General features: G+C 58.8%; 18 protein-coding genes, 1 pseudogene and 1 other annotated feature. Of the genes and pseudogenes, 5 read left to right on the top strand and 14 right to left on the bottom strand.

Annotated features, from left to right (window positions below; all coding sequences use genetic code 11):
• The first annotated feature begins 104 nt into the window (after window positions 1-104).
• Together AFK63_RS15315 and yaaA are read left to right on the top strand one after the other, a co-directional pair.
• Window positions 105-1538 (top strand): alanine/glycine:cation symporter family protein, encoded by a 1434-nt coding sequence (locus AFK63_RS15315; protein WP_038865020.1) that lies wholly within the window; start codon window positions 105-107, stop codon window positions 1536-1538.
• A gap of 78 nt (window positions 1539-1616) precedes the next feature.
• Window positions 1617-2390, top strand: coding sequence for a peroxide stress protein YaaA (yaaA, locus tag AFK63_RS15320; RefSeq protein ID WP_038865022.1), 774 nt, complete (start codon window positions 1617-1619; stop codon window positions 2388-2390).
• Between the two features lie 30 nt (window positions 2391-2420).
• On the opposite strand, the gene AFK63_RS15325 is transcribed toward yaaA, so the two are convergent.
• The 7 genes and pseudogenes from AFK63_RS15325 to yjjY form a co-directional block, all read right to left on the bottom strand.
• Window positions 2421-2693, bottom strand: a complete 273-nt coding sequence (locus tag AFK63_RS15325; protein WP_038865024.1) for a DUF2502 domain-containing protein — start codon at window positions 2691-2693, stop codon at window positions 2421-2423.
• A gap of 230 nt (window positions 2694-2923) precedes the next feature.
• Window positions 2924-4213 carry a threonine synthase gene (gene thrC / locus AFK63_RS15330; RefSeq protein WP_038865026.1) on the bottom strand — a complete coding sequence of 430 codons (1290 nt, stop codon included), beginning with the start codon at window positions 4211-4213 and terminating at the stop codon, window positions 2924-2926.
• 3 nt (window positions 4214-4216) lie between these two features.
• Window positions 4217-5146 carry a homoserine kinase gene (thrB, locus tag AFK63_RS15335; protein WP_038865027.1) on the bottom strand — a complete coding sequence of 310 codons (930 nt, stop codon included), beginning with the start codon at window positions 5144-5146 and terminating at the stop codon, window positions 4217-4219.
• Between the two features lies 1 nt (window position 5147).
• The gene (gene thrA / locus AFK63_RS15340) at window positions 5148-7610 is read right to left on the bottom strand and encodes a bifunctional aspartate kinase/homoserine dehydrogenase I (protein WP_038865029.1); all 2463 of its coding nucleotides are present in this window, start codon (window positions 7608-7610) and stop codon (window positions 5148-5150) included.
• A 25-nt stretch (window positions 7611-7635) separates the two neighbouring features.
• Window positions 7636-7753 (bottom strand) — a sequence feature (Thr leader region).
• Window positions 7692-7760, bottom strand: coding sequence for a thr operon leader peptide (gene thrL, locus AFK63_RS20685; protein ID WP_071601047.1), 69 nt, complete (start codon window positions 7758-7760; stop codon window positions 7692-7694). It overlaps the preceding feature by 62 nt.
• Window positions 7761-7964: 204 nt before the next feature.
• Window positions 7965-8651, bottom strand: coding sequence for a tRNA/rRNA methyltransferase (locus AFK63_RS15345; RefSeq protein WP_038865031.1), 687 nt, complete (start codon window positions 8649-8651; stop codon window positions 7965-7967).
• 394 nt (window positions 8652-9045) lie between these two features.
• Window positions 9046-9187, bottom strand: a pseudogene (gene yjjY / locus AFK63_RS21310) (YjjY family protein).
• A 97-nt stretch (window positions 9188-9284) separates the two neighbouring features.
• Between yjjY and arcA the strand changes: the two are divergent.
• Entirely contained in the window at window positions 9285-10001 is a 717-nt protein-coding gene (gene arcA / locus AFK63_RS15350) for a two-component system response regulator ArcA (RefSeq protein WP_007675752.1), read from the top strand.
• A gap of 57 nt (window positions 10002-10058) precedes the next feature.
• Here arcA and creD read toward each other — a convergent pair whose 3' ends face one another.
• The 4 genes from creD to creA form a co-directional block, all read right to left on the bottom strand.
• Window positions 10059-11417 carry a cell envelope integrity protein CreD gene (gene creD / locus AFK63_RS15355; protein WP_038865034.1) on the bottom strand — a complete coding sequence of 453 codons (1359 nt, stop codon included), beginning with the start codon at window positions 11415-11417 and terminating at the stop codon, window positions 10059-10061.
• A gap of 79 nt (window positions 11418-11496) precedes the next feature.
• The gene (gene creC, locus AFK63_RS15360) at window positions 11497-12921 is read right to left on the bottom strand and encodes a two-component system sensor histidine kinase CreC (protein ID WP_038865036.1); all 1425 of its coding nucleotides are present in this window, start codon (window positions 12919-12921) and stop codon (window positions 11497-11499) included.
• A complete protein-coding gene (gene creB, locus AFK63_RS15365; RefSeq protein ID WP_038865038.1) occupies window positions 12921-13613 on the bottom strand; it encodes a two-component system response regulator CreB in 693 nt (230 codons plus the stop codon). Before creB ends, creC begins: the two co-directional genes overlap by 1 nt.
• An 18-nt stretch (window positions 13614-13631) precedes the next feature.
• A complete protein-coding gene (gene creA / locus AFK63_RS15370; protein ID WP_038865040.1) occupies window positions 13632-14111 on the bottom strand; it encodes a protein CreA in 480 nt (159 codons plus the stop codon).
• A 209-nt stretch (window positions 14112-14320) separates the two neighbouring features.
• On the opposite strand from creA, the gene robA reads away from it, so the two are divergent.
• Window positions 14321-15190 (top strand): MDR efflux pump AcrAB transcriptional activator RobA, encoded by an 870-nt coding sequence (robA, locus tag AFK63_RS15375; RefSeq protein WP_038865042.1) that lies wholly within the window; start codon window positions 14321-14323, stop codon window positions 15188-15190.
• Here the strand turns inward: robA and gpmB are convergent.
• Window positions 15187-15834, bottom strand: coding sequence for a 2,3-diphosphoglycerate-dependent phosphoglycerate mutase GpmB (gene gpmB, locus AFK63_RS15380; RefSeq protein ID WP_038865044.1), 648 nt, complete (start codon window positions 15832-15834; stop codon window positions 15187-15189). The genes robA and gpmB overlap by 4 nt on opposite strands.
• A 54-nt stretch (window positions 15835-15888) precedes the next feature.
• On the opposite strand from gpmB, the gene yjjX reads away from it, so the two are divergent.
• Entirely contained in the window at window positions 15889-16404 is a 516-nt protein-coding gene (yjjX, locus tag AFK63_RS15385; RefSeq protein WP_038865046.1) for an inosine/xanthosine triphosphatase, read from the top strand.
• On the opposite strand, the gene trpR is transcribed toward yjjX, so the two are convergent.
• Window positions 16395-16724: a trp operon repressor gene (gene trpR, locus AFK63_RS15390; protein WP_007730112.1), complete on the bottom strand. Its 330-nt coding sequence runs from the start codon at window positions 16722-16724 to the stop codon at window positions 16395-16397. The genes yjjX and trpR overlap by 10 nt on opposite strands.
• A 53-nt stretch (window positions 16725-16777) precedes the next feature.
• Entirely contained in the window at window positions 16778-18712 is a 1935-nt protein-coding gene (sltY, locus tag AFK63_RS15395) for a murein transglycosylase (protein ID WP_038865049.1), read from the bottom strand.
• Window positions 18713-18763 lie beyond the last annotated feature (51 nt).

The raw sequence follows: 18763 nt of genomic DNA on the forward strand, positions 1-18763 counted from the left end.
GCCATGTGATAAACTGCTTTTATTTCAGGCTCTGCGCTTTCATAGAAGGCGTGTCGGCGGCCTTGCCGCAGGCGCCAGGCAGAGCCGCGCTGCGGGGAACAGGCATGTCGGATTTTCTTTTATTTATCAGCGAAATACTCTGGGGTTCAGCCATGCTGTATCTGCTGGCTGGCGCAGGGCTCTGGTTTTCCTGGCGCACGCATTTCATTCAGTTTCGTTATCTGCGTTTTTTTCCGCGCGCGCTGAGCCGTAGCCTGCGCCCCTCCGGCAGCGGGCTGACAGCCTTTGAAGCGCTCTGCACCAGCGTCGCCGCGCGGGTGGGTAGCGGGAATATTGCCGGCGTCGCGTTCGCGATAATCAGCGGTGGGCCGGGCGCCGTGTTCTGGATGTGGGTCGCCGGGCTTATCGGCATGGCGACGTCATTTGCCGAAAATGCGCTGGGGCAGCTCTATAAAGGACGCGATCGGGAGGGCAACTTTCGCGGCGGCCCGGCCTGGTATATGGAGCGCGGGCTCGGCATGCGCTGGATGGGCGTGCTGTTTTCCCTGTTTTTAATCTTCACTTTCGGACTTCTCTTTAATGCCGCGCAGGCGGGCGCGCTCTCTAAAGCGCTCGGCAAAGCGCTGACGTTACCCGTTTATGTCAGCAGTGGGCTGCTGGCGCTGTGCCTGCTGCCGATGCTGCTGCTCGGCTTTAAAGGCGTGGCGCGCCTGATGTGCCGCGTGGTGCCGCCGATTGCGGGCGTCTGGGTCATAACCGCGCTGGTGGTGATGGCTCTGCATCTCTCCGCGCTGCCTGATATCTTCCTGATGATTGTGCGCAGCGCCTTCGGCTGGCAGGAAGCCGCCTCCGGCGCGCTTGCCTGGAGTATCAGTCAGGCGCTGACCAGCGGCTTTCAGCGCGGCATGTTTTCCAACGAAGCAGGCATGGGCGCCACGCCTAACGCCGCCGCTGCCGCGACCTCCTGGCCGCCCCACCCGGCCGCCCAGGGTATCGTGCAGATGATAGGCGTATTCATCGACACCCTGGTTATCTGCTCGTCCACCGCGTTTATCGTGCTCCTGGCCGGGATGACAGAGTCGTTACCCGCTGCGACGGACGGGCTGACGCTCGCGCGCGAATCGCTGGGTCGGCTCGCCGGGCCATGGGCCAAAGATCTGGTGGCGGGCGTGATCGTGCTGTTCGCCTTTATCTCGATCGTTGCCAATTACGCATATGCCGAAAACAATCTGGTGTTCCTGCGCAGATACACGCCCCCTTACCGATGGCTGCTGCGGATTGCGGTGATCGCGATGGTCTTCGCCGGGCCGTTCTTTAATTTACCGCTGCTGCGCCAGGTGGCTGAAGTGACGATGGCATTGATGGCGGTAATGAATCTTACCGCCATTCTGCTGCTCTCTCCGGTGGTGAAATGCATCGCCGATGACTACCTGCGCCAGCGCAGGCTGGGGCTAAAGCCGGTCTTTAATTCAGACCGTTACCCGGAAATAGCCCGCCAGGTAGAGCCCGATGTCTGGCGCAGCGCGCCGCTGGAGTAAGCGCGTTCAATCGCAGCCATTGGTTCACTTTACGGCGTTCTTTGGTAGAGTTCCGGGAAAACGAAGAAAGGACATGTCATGCTGATTCTGATTTCTCCCGCCAAGACTCTGGACTACCAGAGTCCGCTTGCCACGACGCGCTACACCCAGCCTGAACTGCTCGACCACGCGCAGGCGCTTATCGATATTGCCCGTCGGCTGACCGACGAAGAAATTGCCGACCTGATGAGCATCAGCAGCAAGCTGGCGTCGCTAAACGCGACCCGCTTCAGTGACTGGCAGCCCGATTTCACGCCGGATAACGCCCGCCAGGCGATCCTGGCATTTAAAGGCGACGTCTATACCGGCCTTAAAGCGGAAACGTTTAGCGAGGCGGATTTCGATTTCGCCCAGCAGCATCTGCGTATGCTTTCCGGGCTTTACGGCGTGCTGCGCCCGCTCGATCTCATGCAGCCGTACCGTCTGGAGATGGGTACGCGCCTTGCGAACCCGAAAGGCAAAGATCTCTACACTTTCTGGGGCGATACGATTACTCAGAAGCTGAACGAGGCGATTGCCGCCCAGGGCGATAATGTAGTGGTGAATCTGGCGTCAGATGAATATTTCAAAGCAGTCAAGCCTGCGAAACTGAACGCGGAGATAATCAAACCGGTCTTCCTTGATGAGAAGAACGGCAAATTTAAAATCATCAGCTTCTACGCCAAAAAAGCGCGCGGGCTGATGAGCCGTTACATCATCGAGCATCGTCTGACAAAACCGGAGCAGCTCACCGCATTCGACAGCGAAGGCTATTTCTTCGATGAGGCCGCCTCGGGCGGCGGCGAGCTGGTGTTTAAACGTCACGAGCAGTAACTATGACGCCAGCGAAGGCTGGCGTTTTTATTAGCGGTGATGAACGTCAGGCCCGTCGTGACGGTCGTGTCGCGCTACCGGGCGTTCGTCGTGATGGCGCGGCTCCCAGCGGTTTTCATGGCGCTGATAGTGCTTATGCCACCAGTCGCGGTCACGCCAGTGACCACCATCCCAGTAATGGCCGTCGCGATCCTGGTCGCCGATTTGCAGCTTCACGGAAGGCAGCAGCGTCAGTTCTGCCGCCTGCGTTAACAGCGGCGCGGTCATCAGGATGGAAAAGGCCAGCAGTAGAGGTTTTAACACAGGAACTCCTTACAGATTCATGCCCGTTATGGGTTGATGAAAGAAGGATAAGCGTCCTGCCGGGTATTGATAATCCTGCGCAATCTCAAATGATAAACGCCCGCATTTATTGGGAATTTCTGCGCTTTTCCTGCCTTTTCACTACACATTTTCTTCACGTTTGCAGCTATCGCGCACAAAAAAAGGAGAGGCGACGCCTCTCCCGGTAATGTACCGCCTGAACGCGCGTTTTACGGCGCTTTGTTCATCATCAATTCACGCAGCGCGGCGTAATCGGCTGGCAGCGAATGCGACAGCAGCGGCAGGTCGACGCGCTCTGCCAGCTCCGGTGGCAGCGGCAGCGTTTCGCCAAGCACCGCTTCTACGCTCTCTTTGAATTTCGCCGGATGCGCCGTGCCGAGGAACAGCCCGTACTCGCCAGGGCGCAGCTGATCGCGCAGCGCGCGGTAGGCGACCGCCGCGTGCGGCTCCGAGAGATAGCCCAGCTCGCGCAGTTCGCGCATAGTCGCCTTCGTGGTTTCATCGTCGATGGTCGCCACGCCCAGTTCGTTCAGACGCCAGATTTTACGGCGGAACAGCTCTTCCACGCGGGGCCAGTTGTTCGGCTGTGACACATCCATCGCGTTGGAGAGGGTCGCCACCGTCGCGTTCGGCAACCACTCGCCGTGTTGCAGGAAACGCGGCACCGTGTCGTTGGCATTGGTGGCGGCGATAAAGCGCTTCACCGGCAGCCCGGCGGATTTCGCCAGCAGCCCGGCGGTCAGGTCGCCGAAGTTGCCGCTTGGCACCGAAACTACCAGCTGGTTGCGGGCTTCCTGCGGCAGCTGCGCGACGGCTTCGAAGTAGTAGCAGATCTGTGCCAGCAGGCGGCTGATATTGATGGAATTGGCGGAATTAAGCCCCAGTTTCGCTTTCAGTTCTTCGTCGTCAAACGCCTGTTTCACTAGCGCCTGACAGGCGTCGAAATCGCCGTCGATGGCGACAGTTTCAATATTGCCGCCAAGCGTACAGAACAGTTTCTCCTGCAACGGGCTGATTTTGCCGCGCGGATAGAGGATAACCACCTGGACGTTTTTCAGGCCATAAAAGGCGTGGGCCACGGCAGCGCCGGTATCGCCGGACGTCGCGGTCAGAATGGTCACCGGCTTATCGCCGCTGATTTGCGTCAGCATCTGGGCCATAAAACGGCCGCCAAAATCCTTAAACGCCAGCGTCGGGCCATGGAACAGCTCCAGACAGCCGATATCTTCCGCAACCTGGCTTACCGGCGCCGGGAACGTGAAAGCGTTCGCCACGCGCTGGCGCAGAATATCGGCCGGGATCTCATCGCCGATGTAAGCCGAGAGAATTTTGCTGCTGCGGGAGACGAAATCCATCTCCAGCATTTCGTCGATTTCAGTCAGGCTGAATTCCGGCAAGTCGTGCGGGAAAAAGAGCCCCTGATTTTTACCCAGTCCCTGCGTGACGGCCTGCGCAAAGCTGACCTGCTCGTTATGGTCTTTCAGATTGTAGAGTTTCATGCGTTATCCCAATACTCGTGCGCCAGCCGTGTCGAGACGGCAGATATGTACAAAGCCTTCCTGATTTTGCAGATAGTGCTGCTTCAGCCACTCCGCCACCCGCTGTGCGGTGTCGGTTTTATCACAGACCGCGAACAGCGTCGGGCCGGAGCCGGAGATGCCGCACGCCAGCGCCCCGATCTCCGTTGCCGCCTGGCGTGCCTCGCTAAAGCCCGGCAGTAATTTGGTACGGTACGGTTCGGCGATGACGTCACGCATCAGTTTAGCGGCAAGCTGCGGCTGGCGCGTATGGCAGGCATGAATAAAGCCCGCCAGATAACGCCCGTGGCTGATGCAATCCTGACGGCGATACTGCGCCGGTAAAATGGCCCGCGCCTCGGCGGTTGAGACTTTGATCCCCGGATACGCCATTACCCACAGCCATTCGTCAAAGCACGGCACCGGCTGGCTGATAATGTGGTTTTCTTCCAGCATCAGCTGCAGGCCGCCCAGGAAACAGGGGGCGACGTTATCGTAATGAATACTGCCGGAGATGCGCCCTTCCAGTTCACCCATCAGCGTCAGCAGACGATCGTCGCTGAGCGGTTTGCCGCAAAATTCGTTCATCGCCATCAGGCCCGCCACCACGGAGCAGGCGCTGGAGCCAAGCCCGGAGCCTATCGGCATGTTCTTCTCAAGCGTCATGGCGACCGGCACGGTTTTGCCAATCTCCTGACAAAAGCGCTCCCAGCATTGCCAGGCGATATTTTCTCGCGGTTCGGCGGGCAGCTTGCTGACGAAGCGCCCGGTATTGGTCAGCGAAAACTCCGCCGCCGCCTCTACCGTCACGCAGTCGCCCAGCAGCTCGCCATTGACCGGCGACACGGCAGCGCCTAATACGTCAAACCCCACGCTGACGTTGCCAATGGAGGCCGGGGCATACACTTTAACCATCTTAAACTCCTAACTTCCATGACAGGGTGCGCAGCAGATCGGCGAACACGCCCGCCGCCGTGACATCGTTACCCGCGCCGTAGCCGCGCAGCACCAGCGGCAGCGGCTGGTAATAGCGGCTGTAGAACGCCAGCGCGTTTTCGCCGTTTTTCACTTTATAAAGCGGATCGTTACCATCCACCGCGGCGATCTTCACACGGCAGACGCCATCTTCTTCAATGGTGCCGATGTAGCGCAACACTTTGCCTTCGTCGCGGGCCTGCGCCACGCGAGCGGCGAACTCATTATCCAACTGCGGCAGGCGCGCCATAAAGCTCCCGGTTTCGCCGCTGTCGTCAAAGCTTTCCGGTAGCACCGGCTCAATGACGATATCGCTAAGCTCAAGGTGACGGCCCGTTTCACGCGCCAGAATTAATAACTTGCGCGCCACGTCCATGCCGGAGAGATCGTCGCGCGGATCCGGCTCGGTATACCCCATTTCGCGCGCCATACGGGTCGCTTCCGACAGGCTCATGCCCTCATCGAGCTTGCCGAAAATAAATGACAGCGAGCCGGAAAGGATGCCCGCGAAGCGTTGCAGCTCATCACCGGCGTTGAGCAGATTTTGCAGGTTTTCGATAACCGGCAGCCCCGCGCCAACGTTGGTGTCATAGAGGAACTTGCGGCGCGACGCGGCGGCGGCGTGGCGCAACTGGTGGTAGTAATCCATCGATGAGGTGTTAGCCTTTTTGTTCGGCGTCACCACATGAAAGCCTTCACGCAGGAAGTCAGCGTATTGATCCGCCACCGCCTGGTTAGAGGTACAGTCGACAATGACCGGGTTCAGCAGGTGATACTCTTTCACCAGGCGAATCAGGCGCCCGAGGTTGAACGGCTCGTTGGCATCCGCCAGCGCCGCGCGCCAGTTTTCCAGATCCAGCCCGTGTACGTTGGTCAGCAGCGCTTTTGAATTCGCCACGCCGCAGACGCGCAGATCGATATGCTTCTGCTTAAGCCAGGTTTGCTGGCGCTTCAGCTGTTCCAGCAGCGCGCCGCCGACTCCGCCTACGCCAATCACAAAGACTTCAATGACCTGATCGGTATTGAACAACATCTGGTGCGTGACGCGCACGCCGGTGACGGCATCGTCATTACTCACCACAACGGAGATAGAGCGTTCGGATGAGCCCTGCGCAATCGCCACAATATTGATATTCGCGCGAGCAAGGGCGGCAAAGAATTTCGCCGAAATACCGCGCAGCGTGCGCATGCCGTCGCCTACCACCGAGATAATCGCCAGGCGCTCCATAATGGCAAGCGGCTCCAGAAGCCCTTCTTTCAGCTCCAGATAGAACTCATCTTCCATGGCCCGCTGCGCGCGGGCGCAGTCGCTTTGCGGCACACAAAAGCTGATGCTGTACTCGGACGACGACTGGGTAATCAGCACCACCGAGATCCCGGCGCGGGACATGGTCGCGAACACGCGCGCCGCCATCCCCACCATGCCTTTCATGCCGGGGCCGGAGACGTTGAACATCGCCATATTATTAAGGTTGCTGATGCCCTTCACCGGCAGGCCGTCTTCGTCACTGGACGCGCCAATCAGCGTGCCGGGCGCCTGCGGATTACCGGTGTTTTTAATCAGGCAAGGGATCTGGAACTGGGCGATGGGGGTGATGGTGCGGGGGTGGAGAACTTTAGCGCCGAAGTAGGAGAGCTCCATCGCTTCCTGGTACGACATCGACTTCAGAAGCCTCGCATCCGGCACCTGGCGCGGGTCGCAGGTATAGACACCGTCGACGTCAGTCCAGATCTCGCAACAGTCGGCGCGCAGACAAGCGGCCAGCACCGCGGCGGAATAGTCGGAGCCGTTACGCCCGAGCACCACCAGTTCGCCTTTATCGTTACCGGCGGTAAAGCCCGCCATCAGGACCATATGATCCGCCGGGATTTTGCTGGCCGCGATGCGGCGGGTGGATTCGGCAATATCGACGGTCGATTCCAGGTAATGGCCAACCGCCAGCAGTTTTTCCACCGGATCGATAACCGTTACTTTATGGCCACGAGCCTCAAGCAGCGCCGACATGATAGCGACAGAGAGTTTTTCACCACGGCAGATGAGCGCCGCGTTGATGCTGTCCGGGCACTGGCCGAGCAGGCTGATGCCGTGCAGCACATGTTTTATCTGAGCGAACTCCTGATCGACGACCGCTTTCATTTGCGCATACGGGAAGTCAGGTTGGGCGTCGCTGAGCCCTTTCAGCAGTTCGGCAAAAATACGTTCGGCATCGCTGATATTCGGCAGGGCATCCTGGCCACTGATGGTTTTCTCAATCATCGCCACCAGGTGGTTGGTGATTTTCGCGGGAGCAGAAAGAACGGTCGCTACCTGCCCCTGCCTGGCATTGCTCTCCAGAATGTCGGCGACACGCATAAACCGCTCTGCGTTCGCGACCGATGTACCGCCGAATTTCAACACTCGCATGGTTGTTACCCCTTGATTTTATGCCGAAAAAAAAGCCCGCACTGTTCAGGTGCGGGCTTTTTTCAGTTTTTCCTGTACGCGTCAGCCCGCCCCGTTACCTGTGGTAATGGTGGTGGTAGTAATAATGGTAGTCAGGCTGATGCGAATCATGGATGTTGTGTGCTCTGTACTTTTCTGTCCTGTATCTCTATTGGTTAAAGTAATCGTCAGGTTAAGTCAACGAATATTTCATTTACGCACCGGCCGAAACTGTTCCGCCGGATAGCGATAAAGACGTCTTTTACGCCCCTAAAACCCGGCGATTCCCCTGTCTAATTAGCATTTAATGCTGGAAGACGCAGGCAATGTAGTTTTTCAGCCTGCTGCTTTTTTTTCGATATCGTGCAGCAAACGATGCAACATCGCGGTGTCGCGCTGCTCAAGAAGCCCGAGACGCTGTTGCAGCCAGTCGGCCATTTTGATGTCGTCTTCGACGCCAAGCGTGGTCAGCAACGCGTCGATGCGCAGGCGTAGCGCTTTCAGCTGGTCATGATCGGCCTCTGGCGCCGCGGCAGGTGGTTTTTGCATCAGCGTCGTTAACTGATAGCAGTAAACCATCACCGCCTGACCCAGGTTCAGCGACGGGTAATCGGCGACCATCGGCACGCCGGTTAGCACATCGGCCAGCGCCAGCTCGTCATTGGTCAGTCCCGAATCCTCACGTCCGAACACCAGCGCCGTCACCGGCAGCCAGGCCGCTTTCTCTTCAAGCAGCGGCAGGAGCTGTTGCGGCGTCGCGTAGTAGTGAAACTTCGCGCGGCTGCGCGCTGTGGTGGCGACCGTGAAGTCCACATCGTCCAGCGCGGCGGCGAGCGTGTCGTAATGCCGCGTATTATCGAGAATATCGCCAGCACCGTGGGCGACGCGCCGCGCCGCCGGGTCAAGATGCGCTGAACTGTCAACGATCCGCAATTCGGTAAATCCCATGGTTTTCATGGCACGCGCGGCGGCGCCGACGTTTTCAGGTCTGGCGGGTGACACCAGAATAATGGGCAAACGCATAAGGCTCTCTGTGATTCTGTCGTGGAGGAAAATAGCGACCCGCCAATTAATACGCGTCGCGAATTTACATTTTATATACAATCCCGGCCCGTTAAGGGTCGCTAAATAGATAAACAGTAGTTATGGAAATAACCGGAGAAATCCCTTTTATTATGCCGTAAAACCGGCGTTATCCGGCTGTTTATCATCAATAAAAACAATACAAATTCCGCTTGCTTATCGGATTCGCTTTGTTTATTAGTTAAGAGGCGAAATTATCCGCAATGTTACCCGAATGTAATCAGAGTTAGTTCTTCGCTGCGATGATCTCATCAAACTGTTAACGTGCTACAATTGAACTTGATATATGTCAACGAAGCGTAGTTTTATTCGGTGTTGGTATCGTATCATCCTGTTATGTTGCTGTTAAAATGGTTAGGATAACAGCCGTTTTTGACACCGTCGGGTCCAGAGGGAAAAGTACCCACGACCGAGCTAATGATGTTGTTGACGTTGATGGAAAGTGCATCAAGAACGCAATTACGTACTTTAGTCATGTTAGGCCGGGCATGTTAATTTATGGCATGTATAAGGCAGGTCAGGGACTTTTGTACTTCCTGTTTCGATTTAGTTGGCAATTTTTAGGTAGCAAACATGCAGACCCCGCACATTCTTATCGTTGAAGACGAGTTGGTAACACGCAACACGTTAAAAAGTATTTTCGAAGCAGAAGGCTATGATGTGTCCGAAGCCACCGATGGCGCCGAGATGCATCAGATCCTCTCTGACAATGATATCAACCTGGTTATCATGGATATCAACCTGCCGGGTAAAAATGGCCTGCTGCTGGCGCGCGAACTGCGCGAGCAAGCGAATGTCGCGCTGATGTTCCTGACTGGCCGTGATAACGAGGTGGATAAAATCTTAGGGCTGGAGATCGGCGCTGACGATTACATCACCAAACCGTTTAACCCGCGTGAGCTGACCATCCGCGCCCGCAATCTGCTCTCCCGCACCATGAATCTGGGTACGGTAAGCGAAGAGCGTCGCAGCGTGGAAAGCTACAAGTTCAACGGCTGGGAGCTTGATATCAACAGCCGTTCGCTCATTAGCCCGAATGGCGAGCAGTACAAACTGCCGCGCAGCGAATTCCGCGCCATGCTGCACTTCTGCGAAAACCCGGGCAAGATCCAGACCCGCGCGGAACTGCTGAAGAAAATGACCGGTCGCGAGCTCAAGCCGCATGACCGTACGGTTGACGTGACCATCCGTCGCATTCGTAAACATTTCGAATCCACGCCGGACACTCCGGAGATCATCGCCACCATTCACGGTGAAGGTTACCGTTTCTGCGGTGATCTGCAGGAATAAACCTGACGGCGAAACGCGAAAAGGGCGGAGATTCCGCCCTTTTTTATTGCCCGCCTTTTACTTCCAGAGCCGGAAGCGCTCTTCCTGCGAGGCAGGCGTCAGGCGTGTGAAGCGTGCTTTCGCAGGCGTCAGCGCATACCAGTCGATATGACGGGTCAGCAACATTACCGCTGCCAGCGCGGCAAACAGCAGCCCACTGCCAAGCAATAGCGCGAAATCCTGTGAGCGCAGCAACTGCCAGAGCACGCCGTCGAGCGCCAGCAAACCGCCTGCAAAGAGCAGGCTACGCCGCCACCCTTTCAGTACCGCCTGCAGATACAGCGTATTCAGCGCCGCCCCCGCGAGGCTTGCGGCAAGCCAGGCCAGGTTAAAGCCGATATGCTCGGAGAACGCCAGCAGCAACAGATAGAACATGACCAGTGAAAGCCCCACCAGCAGATACTGCACCGGGTGCATCGTAATGCCGCTCAGGGTTTCGCAGACGAAAAACGCCATGTAAGTGAGCGCTATCAGCAGCACCGCGTATTTTACCGCGCGGTCCGTGAGCTGATACTGATCCACCGGCGTCGCCACCGTGACGCTGAACGCCGGCAGCGCGCCCAGTCTCACCTCCTGCCCCTTCTGAAAATAGCCGTCGAGATTATTGGCATACCAGCTGCTGCGCCATTTCGCCGCAAAACCGCTGGCGGAGATCTCCCGCGTCGCGGGCAGGAAGTTGCCGTAGAAGTTGGGATGCGGCCAGTTACTGATAAGCGACATCTCGCTGCTGCGCCCCAGCGGCACGACGGAAAATGCGCCGGTGCCGTTCAGCTCCAGCGAGAAGCGGACCGCGAGCGTCGAGGCCTCAAGCAGCGCAGCCGGTACGCTCGCGTGCAGCCCCTCGCCCCCCTCCTCAAGCCCGGTGCCTGGTTCGACCTCCAGCGTCTGCCCGTTAATGTTCAGCGCGCCCACATTGCCGATGCCGCGCGAATCACCTACCGCCATCACCAGCCGGGCGTCACCCAGCCGGTACTGCGCGCCAGGGTTTACCGCCTGCGCAGGCAGCGTAAAGCGCGCTTCCAGCGACACCTCGCTGCGCCAAACCTGCCCTTCGTAAATGCCGACATGACGCGGTTCAACCGCCTGCTTTCCCGTTACCATCAGCGACTCCGGCAGCCAGTAGCGGATAAAACTGCGCTCCCGGGTCACCTCTTTGCCCTCTTCCATTGTGGTGGTGATTTCGGTAACCGGAATGGCGATAAGCGGCCCGACGAGTTTCTGCGGCCCGCTGGTGCTCTGCTCAAGCGAGTGAGTGACGTGGTCGCGATAATCGGCGCGCTCGCCGATGACGACGCTCAGAATACGCAGCGGGATCAACAGCAGCGCCATACAGCCCAGCAGCGCCATGCCTTTTAACATCAATGGTGATTTCAACATAAGCCTCTCCTCTTCGATGGTGCCGAAGATAGAGGGCTTATGTGGGGTGGAAATGAAGTTATGTGAAGCGCCGGTGAAGTCAGGCGGGATTTAACGTCAGCCGCGCCTCAACGCCGCTTTCCGGCCGGTTAGCCAGCGTAATGTCGCCCTGATGAAGCCGCGCCACTTCCTGAACGAACGCGAGCCCGAGGCCGCTGCTCTTCTGTCCGCTCGCCCGCGGGAGCGAATAGAAACGCTCGAAAATGCGCGCCAGCGCGTAGTCCGGAATGCCGCTGCCGGTATCTGTCACGCGCACAATGACCCGCTCGCCCTCCTGCCATGCGCCCAGCGTTATCTCGCCGTCCGGTGGGGTGAAGTCGAGCGCGTTCACCAGCAGATTGCCGATGGCCTGCAACAGCAGCGCCTCATCGCCCGCCACGCGCAGGTCGCCGGGGTCGGGGTCGATACGCAGGCGTACCGCGTTTTGCAAAAGTGACGAGGCGTAGAGCTCCGCCAGGGTGGCGAACAGCGGCGCCAGTAAGACCGGCTCGGGCGCGATCTCCAGCCGGTTTTCGAGCTTCGCCTGGTGCAGCAGTTTTTCCACCAGCGCCTGCATACGCGCGTTTTGCTGCAAAATATTCTCGCTGAACCGCCGCGCCACGTCAGGCGGCGGCGCCTCGCGCAGGATCTCCGCCGCGCCGCGAATGCCCGCCAGCGGGCTTTTCAGCTCGTGGGTCAACGCGTGGACATACTGCTCGATATAATTTTTACCTTCGAGCCGCACCCGCATGTTTTCCAGCGCCTGGGCGAGACGCCGCAGTTCGCTGCTGCCGGGGTCGGGCAGCGGCAGGGGGGCGGCCCCGGTAACCGAATCGGCGTAACGCACCAGCCTGCCGATGGAGCCGTTGATCCAGAGCACCATCACGATGCCGGTCAGGAGCGCGATGCCGAGCAGCGCAACGCCCGCCATCATGATCCGGTGTTCGCTGCGGCGGATCACCGGCGCAAGCGCGATATTTGGCTTGCCGACGCTTAGTACGCCGATGATGCGTCCCGCGTCGCGCACCGGCGCGGCGACGTACATCACCGTGCTGTCCGGATCATCCGGGTGCAGCGGCGAGCTGCGCGCTCCATAGTGTCCGCGCAGCGTCAGCCAGACATCGTTCCAGCGCGAATAATCTTGTCCGACCGCCTCGCCGCTGGAGTCGAACACTACCCGCCCCTGCGCGTCCGTCAGGTAAACACGGTACTCATTCCGCACCTTTTTGATGCCGCTGATATTGGCGTTCACCGGGTAGTGGTTAAGACGCTTAAACGCCTGCGCCAGTTGCCCGTCGCGCGGACGCCCCGCCAGCAAATCGTCGCGGGCAATTTCTGCAAGCAACGTGGCCGTGTCATTGAGCGAGCCCTCCGTCGCCCGCCGTACACCGGGTTTGATCTCCTGCACGAAAATGGCGAGCACAAACCAGGCCGCTACGGCGACAATCAGGAAATAGCCCAGCAGGAGCCGCATGCCGATGCGCATCAGCTGACCGTCAGGCTGTAACCCAGCCCCCGGTGCGTATTAATGGGTGAGGCGTCCGGGTTTACCGCGCGCAGCTTGGCGCGCAGGGTTTTAATATGGGTATCGACGGTGCGATCGAAGCTGTCGCTGGCGTCGCCCCACACTTTATCCATAAGTTGCTGGCGCGAGTAAACGCGCCCCGGCGCCAGCAGCAGCGTTTTTAACAGCAGGAATTCATAGCGGGTCAGCGGCAGCGGCTGGCCGCACCAGGCGATGTGCGCGGCGTCGTCGTTAAGCTCGAAATGCCCCGCGCGTACCACGTTTTGCGCGCCGCTCTGCTGCTTTTGCAGCCGCCGCAAAATGGTGCGCACGCGGGCGCACACTTCGCGCGGCGAAAACGGCTTGGCGACATAGTCATCGGCGCCGATCTCAAGGCCGATAAGCTTATCGACCTCCTCGCTGCGCGCAGTGAGAAACAGCACCGGCAGCGCCGGGTGCGCCGCCAGTAGCTGACGGCACAGCTCGAAACCGCTGATGTCTGGCAGGCCGACATCCAGCACCACCAGATCCGGCAAGGTATGGCGGAGCGCGTCCAGCGCGGGCAGCCCGCGTTCAAAAGTGCGTACCGTGAAGCCCTCAAGCTGCATCACATACGCCAGCGCTTCGCTGATGCTGGTTTCATCCTCCACCAGCCAGACGGTTGTCTGATTCATCCTGAATAATCCTGTGAATTACCGGGCCTGGCCCCACGGCATAATCGGTACCGCGCTTAGCGCGTTTTTCGGCGAACCTTCAACCACTTTGTCGGAATATGTCAGATAAGCCAGCGTGTTGCGTTTCGCGTCATAAAACCGCACTACCTGCAATTTTTTGAAAACCAGCGACGTGCGCTTCTGGAACACGACATCGCCCTGCGCCTTACCGGCCTTGATTTTATCGCTCAACTCGATAGGCCCGACCTGCTGGCAGGAGATAGCCGCGTCGGAGGTATCTTCCGCAAGGCCCAGGCCGCCTTTGATGCCGCCGGTTTTCGCACGGCTCAGGTAGCAGGTCACATTTTTGACATCCGGATCGTCAAACGCTTCGACGACAATTTTGTGATCCGGCCCCAGCCATTTGAATACCGTGTCTACTGAGCCTATCTCTTCAGCACGTAAACCACCGCTCAATGCCATAAACATTACTGGAACTAATAACGCCCGATATTTCATATTGTTACCATTCATTTAAGGTTACGTTTGGTGATTATTCACAGCTCGAACAAAAAACCTTACAGATCACATTGTTACTCAAAATCACATTTTGCAGCAGCAGATCCTGCCTAATCAGCAAAAGAAAACACTGAATGCCAGAAGAACAAAAAATGCTACTATTCGCTACCCACTTTTTCAGGCACTGCGTTTAAGGATGAGGATTATATATGGATCAGTCTGGGATCATTCGGGATCTGCTCACCTGGCTGGAAGGCCATCTTGATCACCCCTTGTCTCTGGACAATGTGGCGGCCAAAGCCGGGTATTCCAAGTGGCATTTACAACGGATGTTCAAAGAGGTGACGGGCCAGGCTATTGGCGCGTATATCCGCGCGCGCCGTTTGTCGAAATCCGCCGTCGCCCTGCGTCTGACCGCTCGTCCTATTCTTGATATCGCGCTGCAATACCGTTTCGACTCGCAACAAACGTTTACCCGCGCGTTTAAAAAACAGTTTTCGCTGACGCCAGCGCTCTATCGCCGTTCGCCGGACTGGAACGCAAAGGGAATGTGTCCGCCAATCCGTCTTGAGGCATTCACGCCGCCGCCGCATCAGTTTGTGACGCTCGCGCCACTGCATTTAACCGGACTCACACAGAGCTACACCTGCGCGCTGGAGCAAATCTCGGCGTTTCGCCAGGAGATGCGCGTTCAGTTCTGGCGCGAGTTCCTGGCGAACTGCCCTGTCCTGCCGCCGGTGTTTTACGGCCTCAACGAATCACGCCCGAGCGTGGAAAAAGACGATGAGCAGGAAGTTTTTTACACCACAGCGCTGCCGGAGCCGCTGGCCGACGGCTGTGTGGAGCACACGCATCCGGTGACGCTGGAAGGCGGCGACTACGTGCAGTTCACCTATGAAGGGCCAGGCACCGGCGTGCAGGAGTTTATCCTGACGGTCTACGGCACCTGCATGCCCGCGCTGGGTCTGACGCGCCGCCGCGGCCAGGATATTGAGCGCTATTTTCTGACGGAAGATACCCGCGCTCAGGATCGCAGCATCAGCCTGCGCTGCGAATACCTGATCCCCATCCGCCGTTAACGCTGTAACTCATCCAGCGCAGGCGCATCGAGATGCGACACATCGCCTGCGGTTTCCACAACCCAGCCGGACGCGAGCCACGGGCTCTGCTGATAATCCACGCGGGAAATCGAGCAGTTGCGCAGGCGCAGACGACGCTCCGCGTACGCAGGCAAACCGAGGATCGTGCTCACCAGGCAACCCAACGCCATGCCGTGGCTGACCAATAGCGGGCGGCTGCCCTGCGGCAAATCAAGGCAGGCGTTCAGCGCGCCGTGCATGCGATCGCTCACCTCCTGCATCGACTCGCCCTGCGGAATGCGTCCTTCAGGCGTGCCGTTGATAAGCTGTCGACGCCAGCCCTCTTCTTCCTCGGTGAGCGTGTCGAGATGACGGCGTTCAAGAACGCCCATATCCAGTTCGCGCAGGCGCGGATCCAGTATCACGTCGCAGCCGCATCCCTGGGCGATAATCTCCGCCGTACGCCGGGTACGCCCCAGATCGCTGCTGATGATATGCGTGATGCCAAGCGCTTTGGCGCGCTGCGCCACCTGCATGGCCTGGTGTTCCCCTTTTTCCGTCAATGGGCTGTCCGATTGCCCCTGGATGCGTCGCTCGGCGTTCCACTGCGTTTCACCGTGGCGAACCAGATATACCTGTAACATGCTTTTTATCCGTTATACTGCTGCGACTTAAACGTCTGTGAGTGTGAATTAATTATGTACCATGTTGTCTGCGCCACGACGAATCCAGCCAAAATTCAGGCGATTCTGCGTGCATTTAGCGAGATTTTCGGCGAAGCATCCTGCCATATTGACGCCGTCTCCGTCGATAGCGGCGTGCCGGAACAGCCGCTGGGGAGCGACGAGACGCGCACGGGCGCGCGCCAGCGCGTCATCAACGCCCGCGCGCTGCGTCCGCAAGCCGACTACTGGGTGGCGATTGAAGCCGGTATTGATGAAGGCAGCACCTTCAGTTGGGTGGTGATTGAAAGCGCGCAACAGCGCGGCGAAGCGCGTTCTGCGACGCTGCCGCTGCCGGCGTCGATACTCGAAGAAGTGCGAGCCGGAAAGGCGCTGGGGCCGGTTATGTCCGCCTGGACAGGCATTGACGAAATTGGACGTAAAGAAGGGGCTATCGGTATTTTCACCGCCGGCAAGCTGACGCGCAGCAGCGTCTACCATCAGGCGGTGATCCTGGCCTTAAGCCCCTTTCATAACGCGATTTACCGCTGAGCCTGCAACAGCTCCTGTTCAAGCCACTGGCGCAGCTCGGCGGGCGCCGCTTTCAGGCTATTAGAGCCGCGGGTGATTGTTGCGATCCCCGCGCCGAGTTCGCTTTTCAGCTCGCGCTGGCTCATCTCGCCGCGCAACAGCTCTTCGATAATGCGCACGCGCGTACCGAGCGCGGCGCGCTCGTCCGGCGTCAGCAGCAGCGTTAACAGGGGAAGATGAAGCTCGTCGTCAAAAGATTGCTTCAGGAGCGCCACAAAGCGCAGCCACTCCTGATGGCTCTGTTCGGCCTGGGCCGCGGAATAAGTTGAATGTTGAGTCATCGGATGCCGCCATACTCGTTCACTAGTACGCCAGCATAGCACAACACCGCCGATCAGTAACGGCGGCGCCACTCCGCATCGCTCATCAGCACCGGCTTATCCCCCATGAAATAGCGGTAATAGGCATCATAAGCCAGCACGTTTTTCACATAGCCGCGCGTCTCAGAGAACGGAATACTTTCAACAAACGCCACCGCATCGATGCGCCCGGCGCTGTTGCCAAGCCAGGTGCGCACGCGTCCCGGCCCGGCGTTATACGCGGCGGAGGCGAAGATGCGATTGTTGTCGAACATCTGATAGACATACTGCAGGTAGCTGGTGCCTATCTGGATATTGGTTTCCGGGTCAAGCAACTGCGCGCTGCTGCTGTAGCCTGGCAGATTAAACATCTTCACCGTATGGGTCGCGGTGCCGGGCATTATCTGCATCAGGCCCGACGCGCCGACCGGCGAGCGCACTTTCGGGTTCCAGGCGCTCTCCTGACGCGCGATCGCCATCGCATAGCTCTGCGGCACAGCTTTATCGCTCACGTAGCGGGCGAACAGATCTTTATATGCCAGCGGGAAGCGCTCTTCGAGCTGATCCCACAGCTTGCCGGCGATCGTCGCCTGTACGCTCAGATCCCACCAGTTACGGTCGAATGCATAACGCGCCAGCGCCGCCTGTTCCTGCTTGCTCCGACTGGTGACAAGATTCGCCCATTCACTGCGCGCAGTATTATCAAGCCCCCAGTACATCAGCTCGCGCACGCGCGCCATTTCCGCGCCTTCAAACAGCGCGGCGTTAACCGTTGGCGCTTTGTCCACGCGCAGCGGATAATCCTCGCCAAGCCGCTGCGCCGCCGCCATTGGGTAGAAGCCGCGCTGCTGCATCAGCGAATGCAGAATGGTTTTCGCCTCGTCGTCGCGTCCACGCTCCATCAGGAGATCCGCCTGCCAGTAGCGCCATTCGTCTTTCTCTTTCGCCTCCATCGGCAGACGCGCAAGCCAGGTATTCAGGCCGCTGCGGTCGCCTGTGCCGAGCGCCATACGCACCCGGCGCTCAATAAGCGACGTGGATTCGGAACGCATAATCGCGTCATCACGCCAGCGGGCCTGCTCGGCGATCACGTCGTTGCCCATCAGACGCCACGCCACGATATCGCGCAGCTCCTGCGCCTGCGCGTCGTTAAGCTGCTGCGCCTGGATGAGCGAGGGGATCATCAGCCGGGCGTTTTCAACATCCTGACGGGCGACGCTTGCGAACGCCACCGCAGCCATCTGGCGGGTGAAGTCGGTCGCGCCGACGCTGCGCACAAACGTCATCACGCTGTTGGGATCGTTCGCGAGGCTCACCAGCGCGCTGCTGATGGTCTGATAATCAGACGGTAGCTGGCTTGCCAGCGAGCTCACCAGCCGCGTATTGCCCTCTTTCATCGCAAGACGAATACGCTCAAGGTAGGCCAGCGGATCCTGCGCGCCGGAGGTGCGCCAGGCGTCAAAGAGACGCTCGCACGCCGCCGGCAGGTTTTTCCCGGTCTGCCAGAGATCTTTCGCGCCCTGCCACGCGCCCTGCGCGTCGCCGGTGTTAAATTTCGCGTAATAGTAATTGCACTGCGCCTCGGTGCTGCCCGGCGGTTGCGGGCTGAAGGCGAGCAGGCCGCGCCAGTCTTCGCGGCGCGCCAGTTCATTCACAAAGCGGGAGTTGAGCGAACGCGCCGGCGGCAGCGTCGGGTTCGCCTGAATAAACTGCTGCACCGTAAGGGTGGGCTGATTCATCAGGTCATCGGTGAGCTGGCGGTACTGCAAATAGGGATAAAGCGGATAGGTTTGCAGCGTGGGCATTAACTGCTCCACCACGTCCATCTGCCGGTTATCCCACGCTTGTTTGATCTGCGCATAGCGGCTGCGCTGCTCGTCGAGCGAATCGGCGCGTGCGGCCTGGCCGAGCGCCAGCAGGCAGACGCCTGCCGCCAGCCACCGCCAGACGGCCTGTCTGGATGTTCCCACAATCCTTCCTCATGTTAATTGACTGACCGGCAGCCTCATGCCGCCTGAAAT

The sequence above is a fragment of the Cronobacter muytjensii ATCC 51329 genome, assembly GCF_001277195.1.
GTDB lineage: Bacteria > Pseudomonadota > Gammaproteobacteria > Enterobacterales > Enterobacteriaceae > Cronobacter > Cronobacter muytjensii.

Coding starts and splice junctions, on each gene's coding strand:
- AFK63_RS15315 (WP_038865020.1), top strand. CDS start 105: ATGTCGGATTTTCTTTTATTTATCAGCGAAATACTCTGGGGTTCAGCC.
- yaaA (WP_038865022.1), top strand. CDS start 1,617: ATGCTGATTCTGATTTCTCCCGCCAAGACTCTGGACTACCAGAGTCCG.
- thrC (WP_038865026.1), bottom strand. CDS start 4,213: ATGAAACTCTACAATCTGAAAGACCATAACGAGCAGGTCAGCTTTGCG.
- thrB (WP_038865027.1), bottom strand. CDS start 5,146: ATGGTTAAAGTGTATGCCCCGGCCTCCATTGGCAACGTCAGCGTGGGG.
- thrA (WP_038865029.1), bottom strand. CDS start 7,610: ATGCGAGTGTTGAAATTCGGCGGTACATCGGTCGCGAACGCAGAGCGG.
- AFK63_RS15345 (WP_038865031.1), bottom strand. CDS start 8,651: ATGCGTTTGCCCATTATTCTGGTGTCACCCGCCAGACCTGAAAACGTC.
- arcA (WP_007675752.1), top strand. CDS start 9,285: ATGCAGACCCCGCACATTCTTATCGTTGAAGACGAGTTGGTAACACGC.
- creD (WP_038865034.1), bottom strand. CDS start 11,417: ATGTTGAAATCACCATTGATGTTAAAAGGCATGGCGCTGCTGGGCTGT.
- creC (WP_038865036.1), bottom strand. CDS start 12,921: ATGCGCATCGGCATGCGGCTCCTGCTGGGCTATTTCCTGATTGTCGCC.
- creB (WP_038865038.1), bottom strand. CDS start 13,613: ATGAATCAGACAACCGTCTGGCTGGTGGAGGATGAAACCAGCATCAGC.
- creA (WP_038865040.1), bottom strand. CDS start 14,111: ATGAAATATCGGGCGTTATTAGTTCCAGTAATGTTTATGGCATTGAGC.
- robA (WP_038865042.1), top strand. CDS start 14,321: ATGGATCAGTCTGGGATCATTCGGGATCTGCTCACCTGGCTGGAAGGC.
- gpmB (WP_038865044.1), bottom strand. CDS start 15,834: ATGTTACAGGTATATCTGGTTCGCCACGGTGAAACGCAGTGGAACGCC.
- yjjX (WP_038865046.1), top strand. CDS start 15,889: ATGTACCATGTTGTCTGCGCCACGACGAATCCAGCCAAAATTCAGGCG.
- trpR (WP_007730112.1), bottom strand. CDS start 16,724: ATGACTCAACATTCAACTTATTCCGCGGCCCAGGCCGAACAGAGCCAT.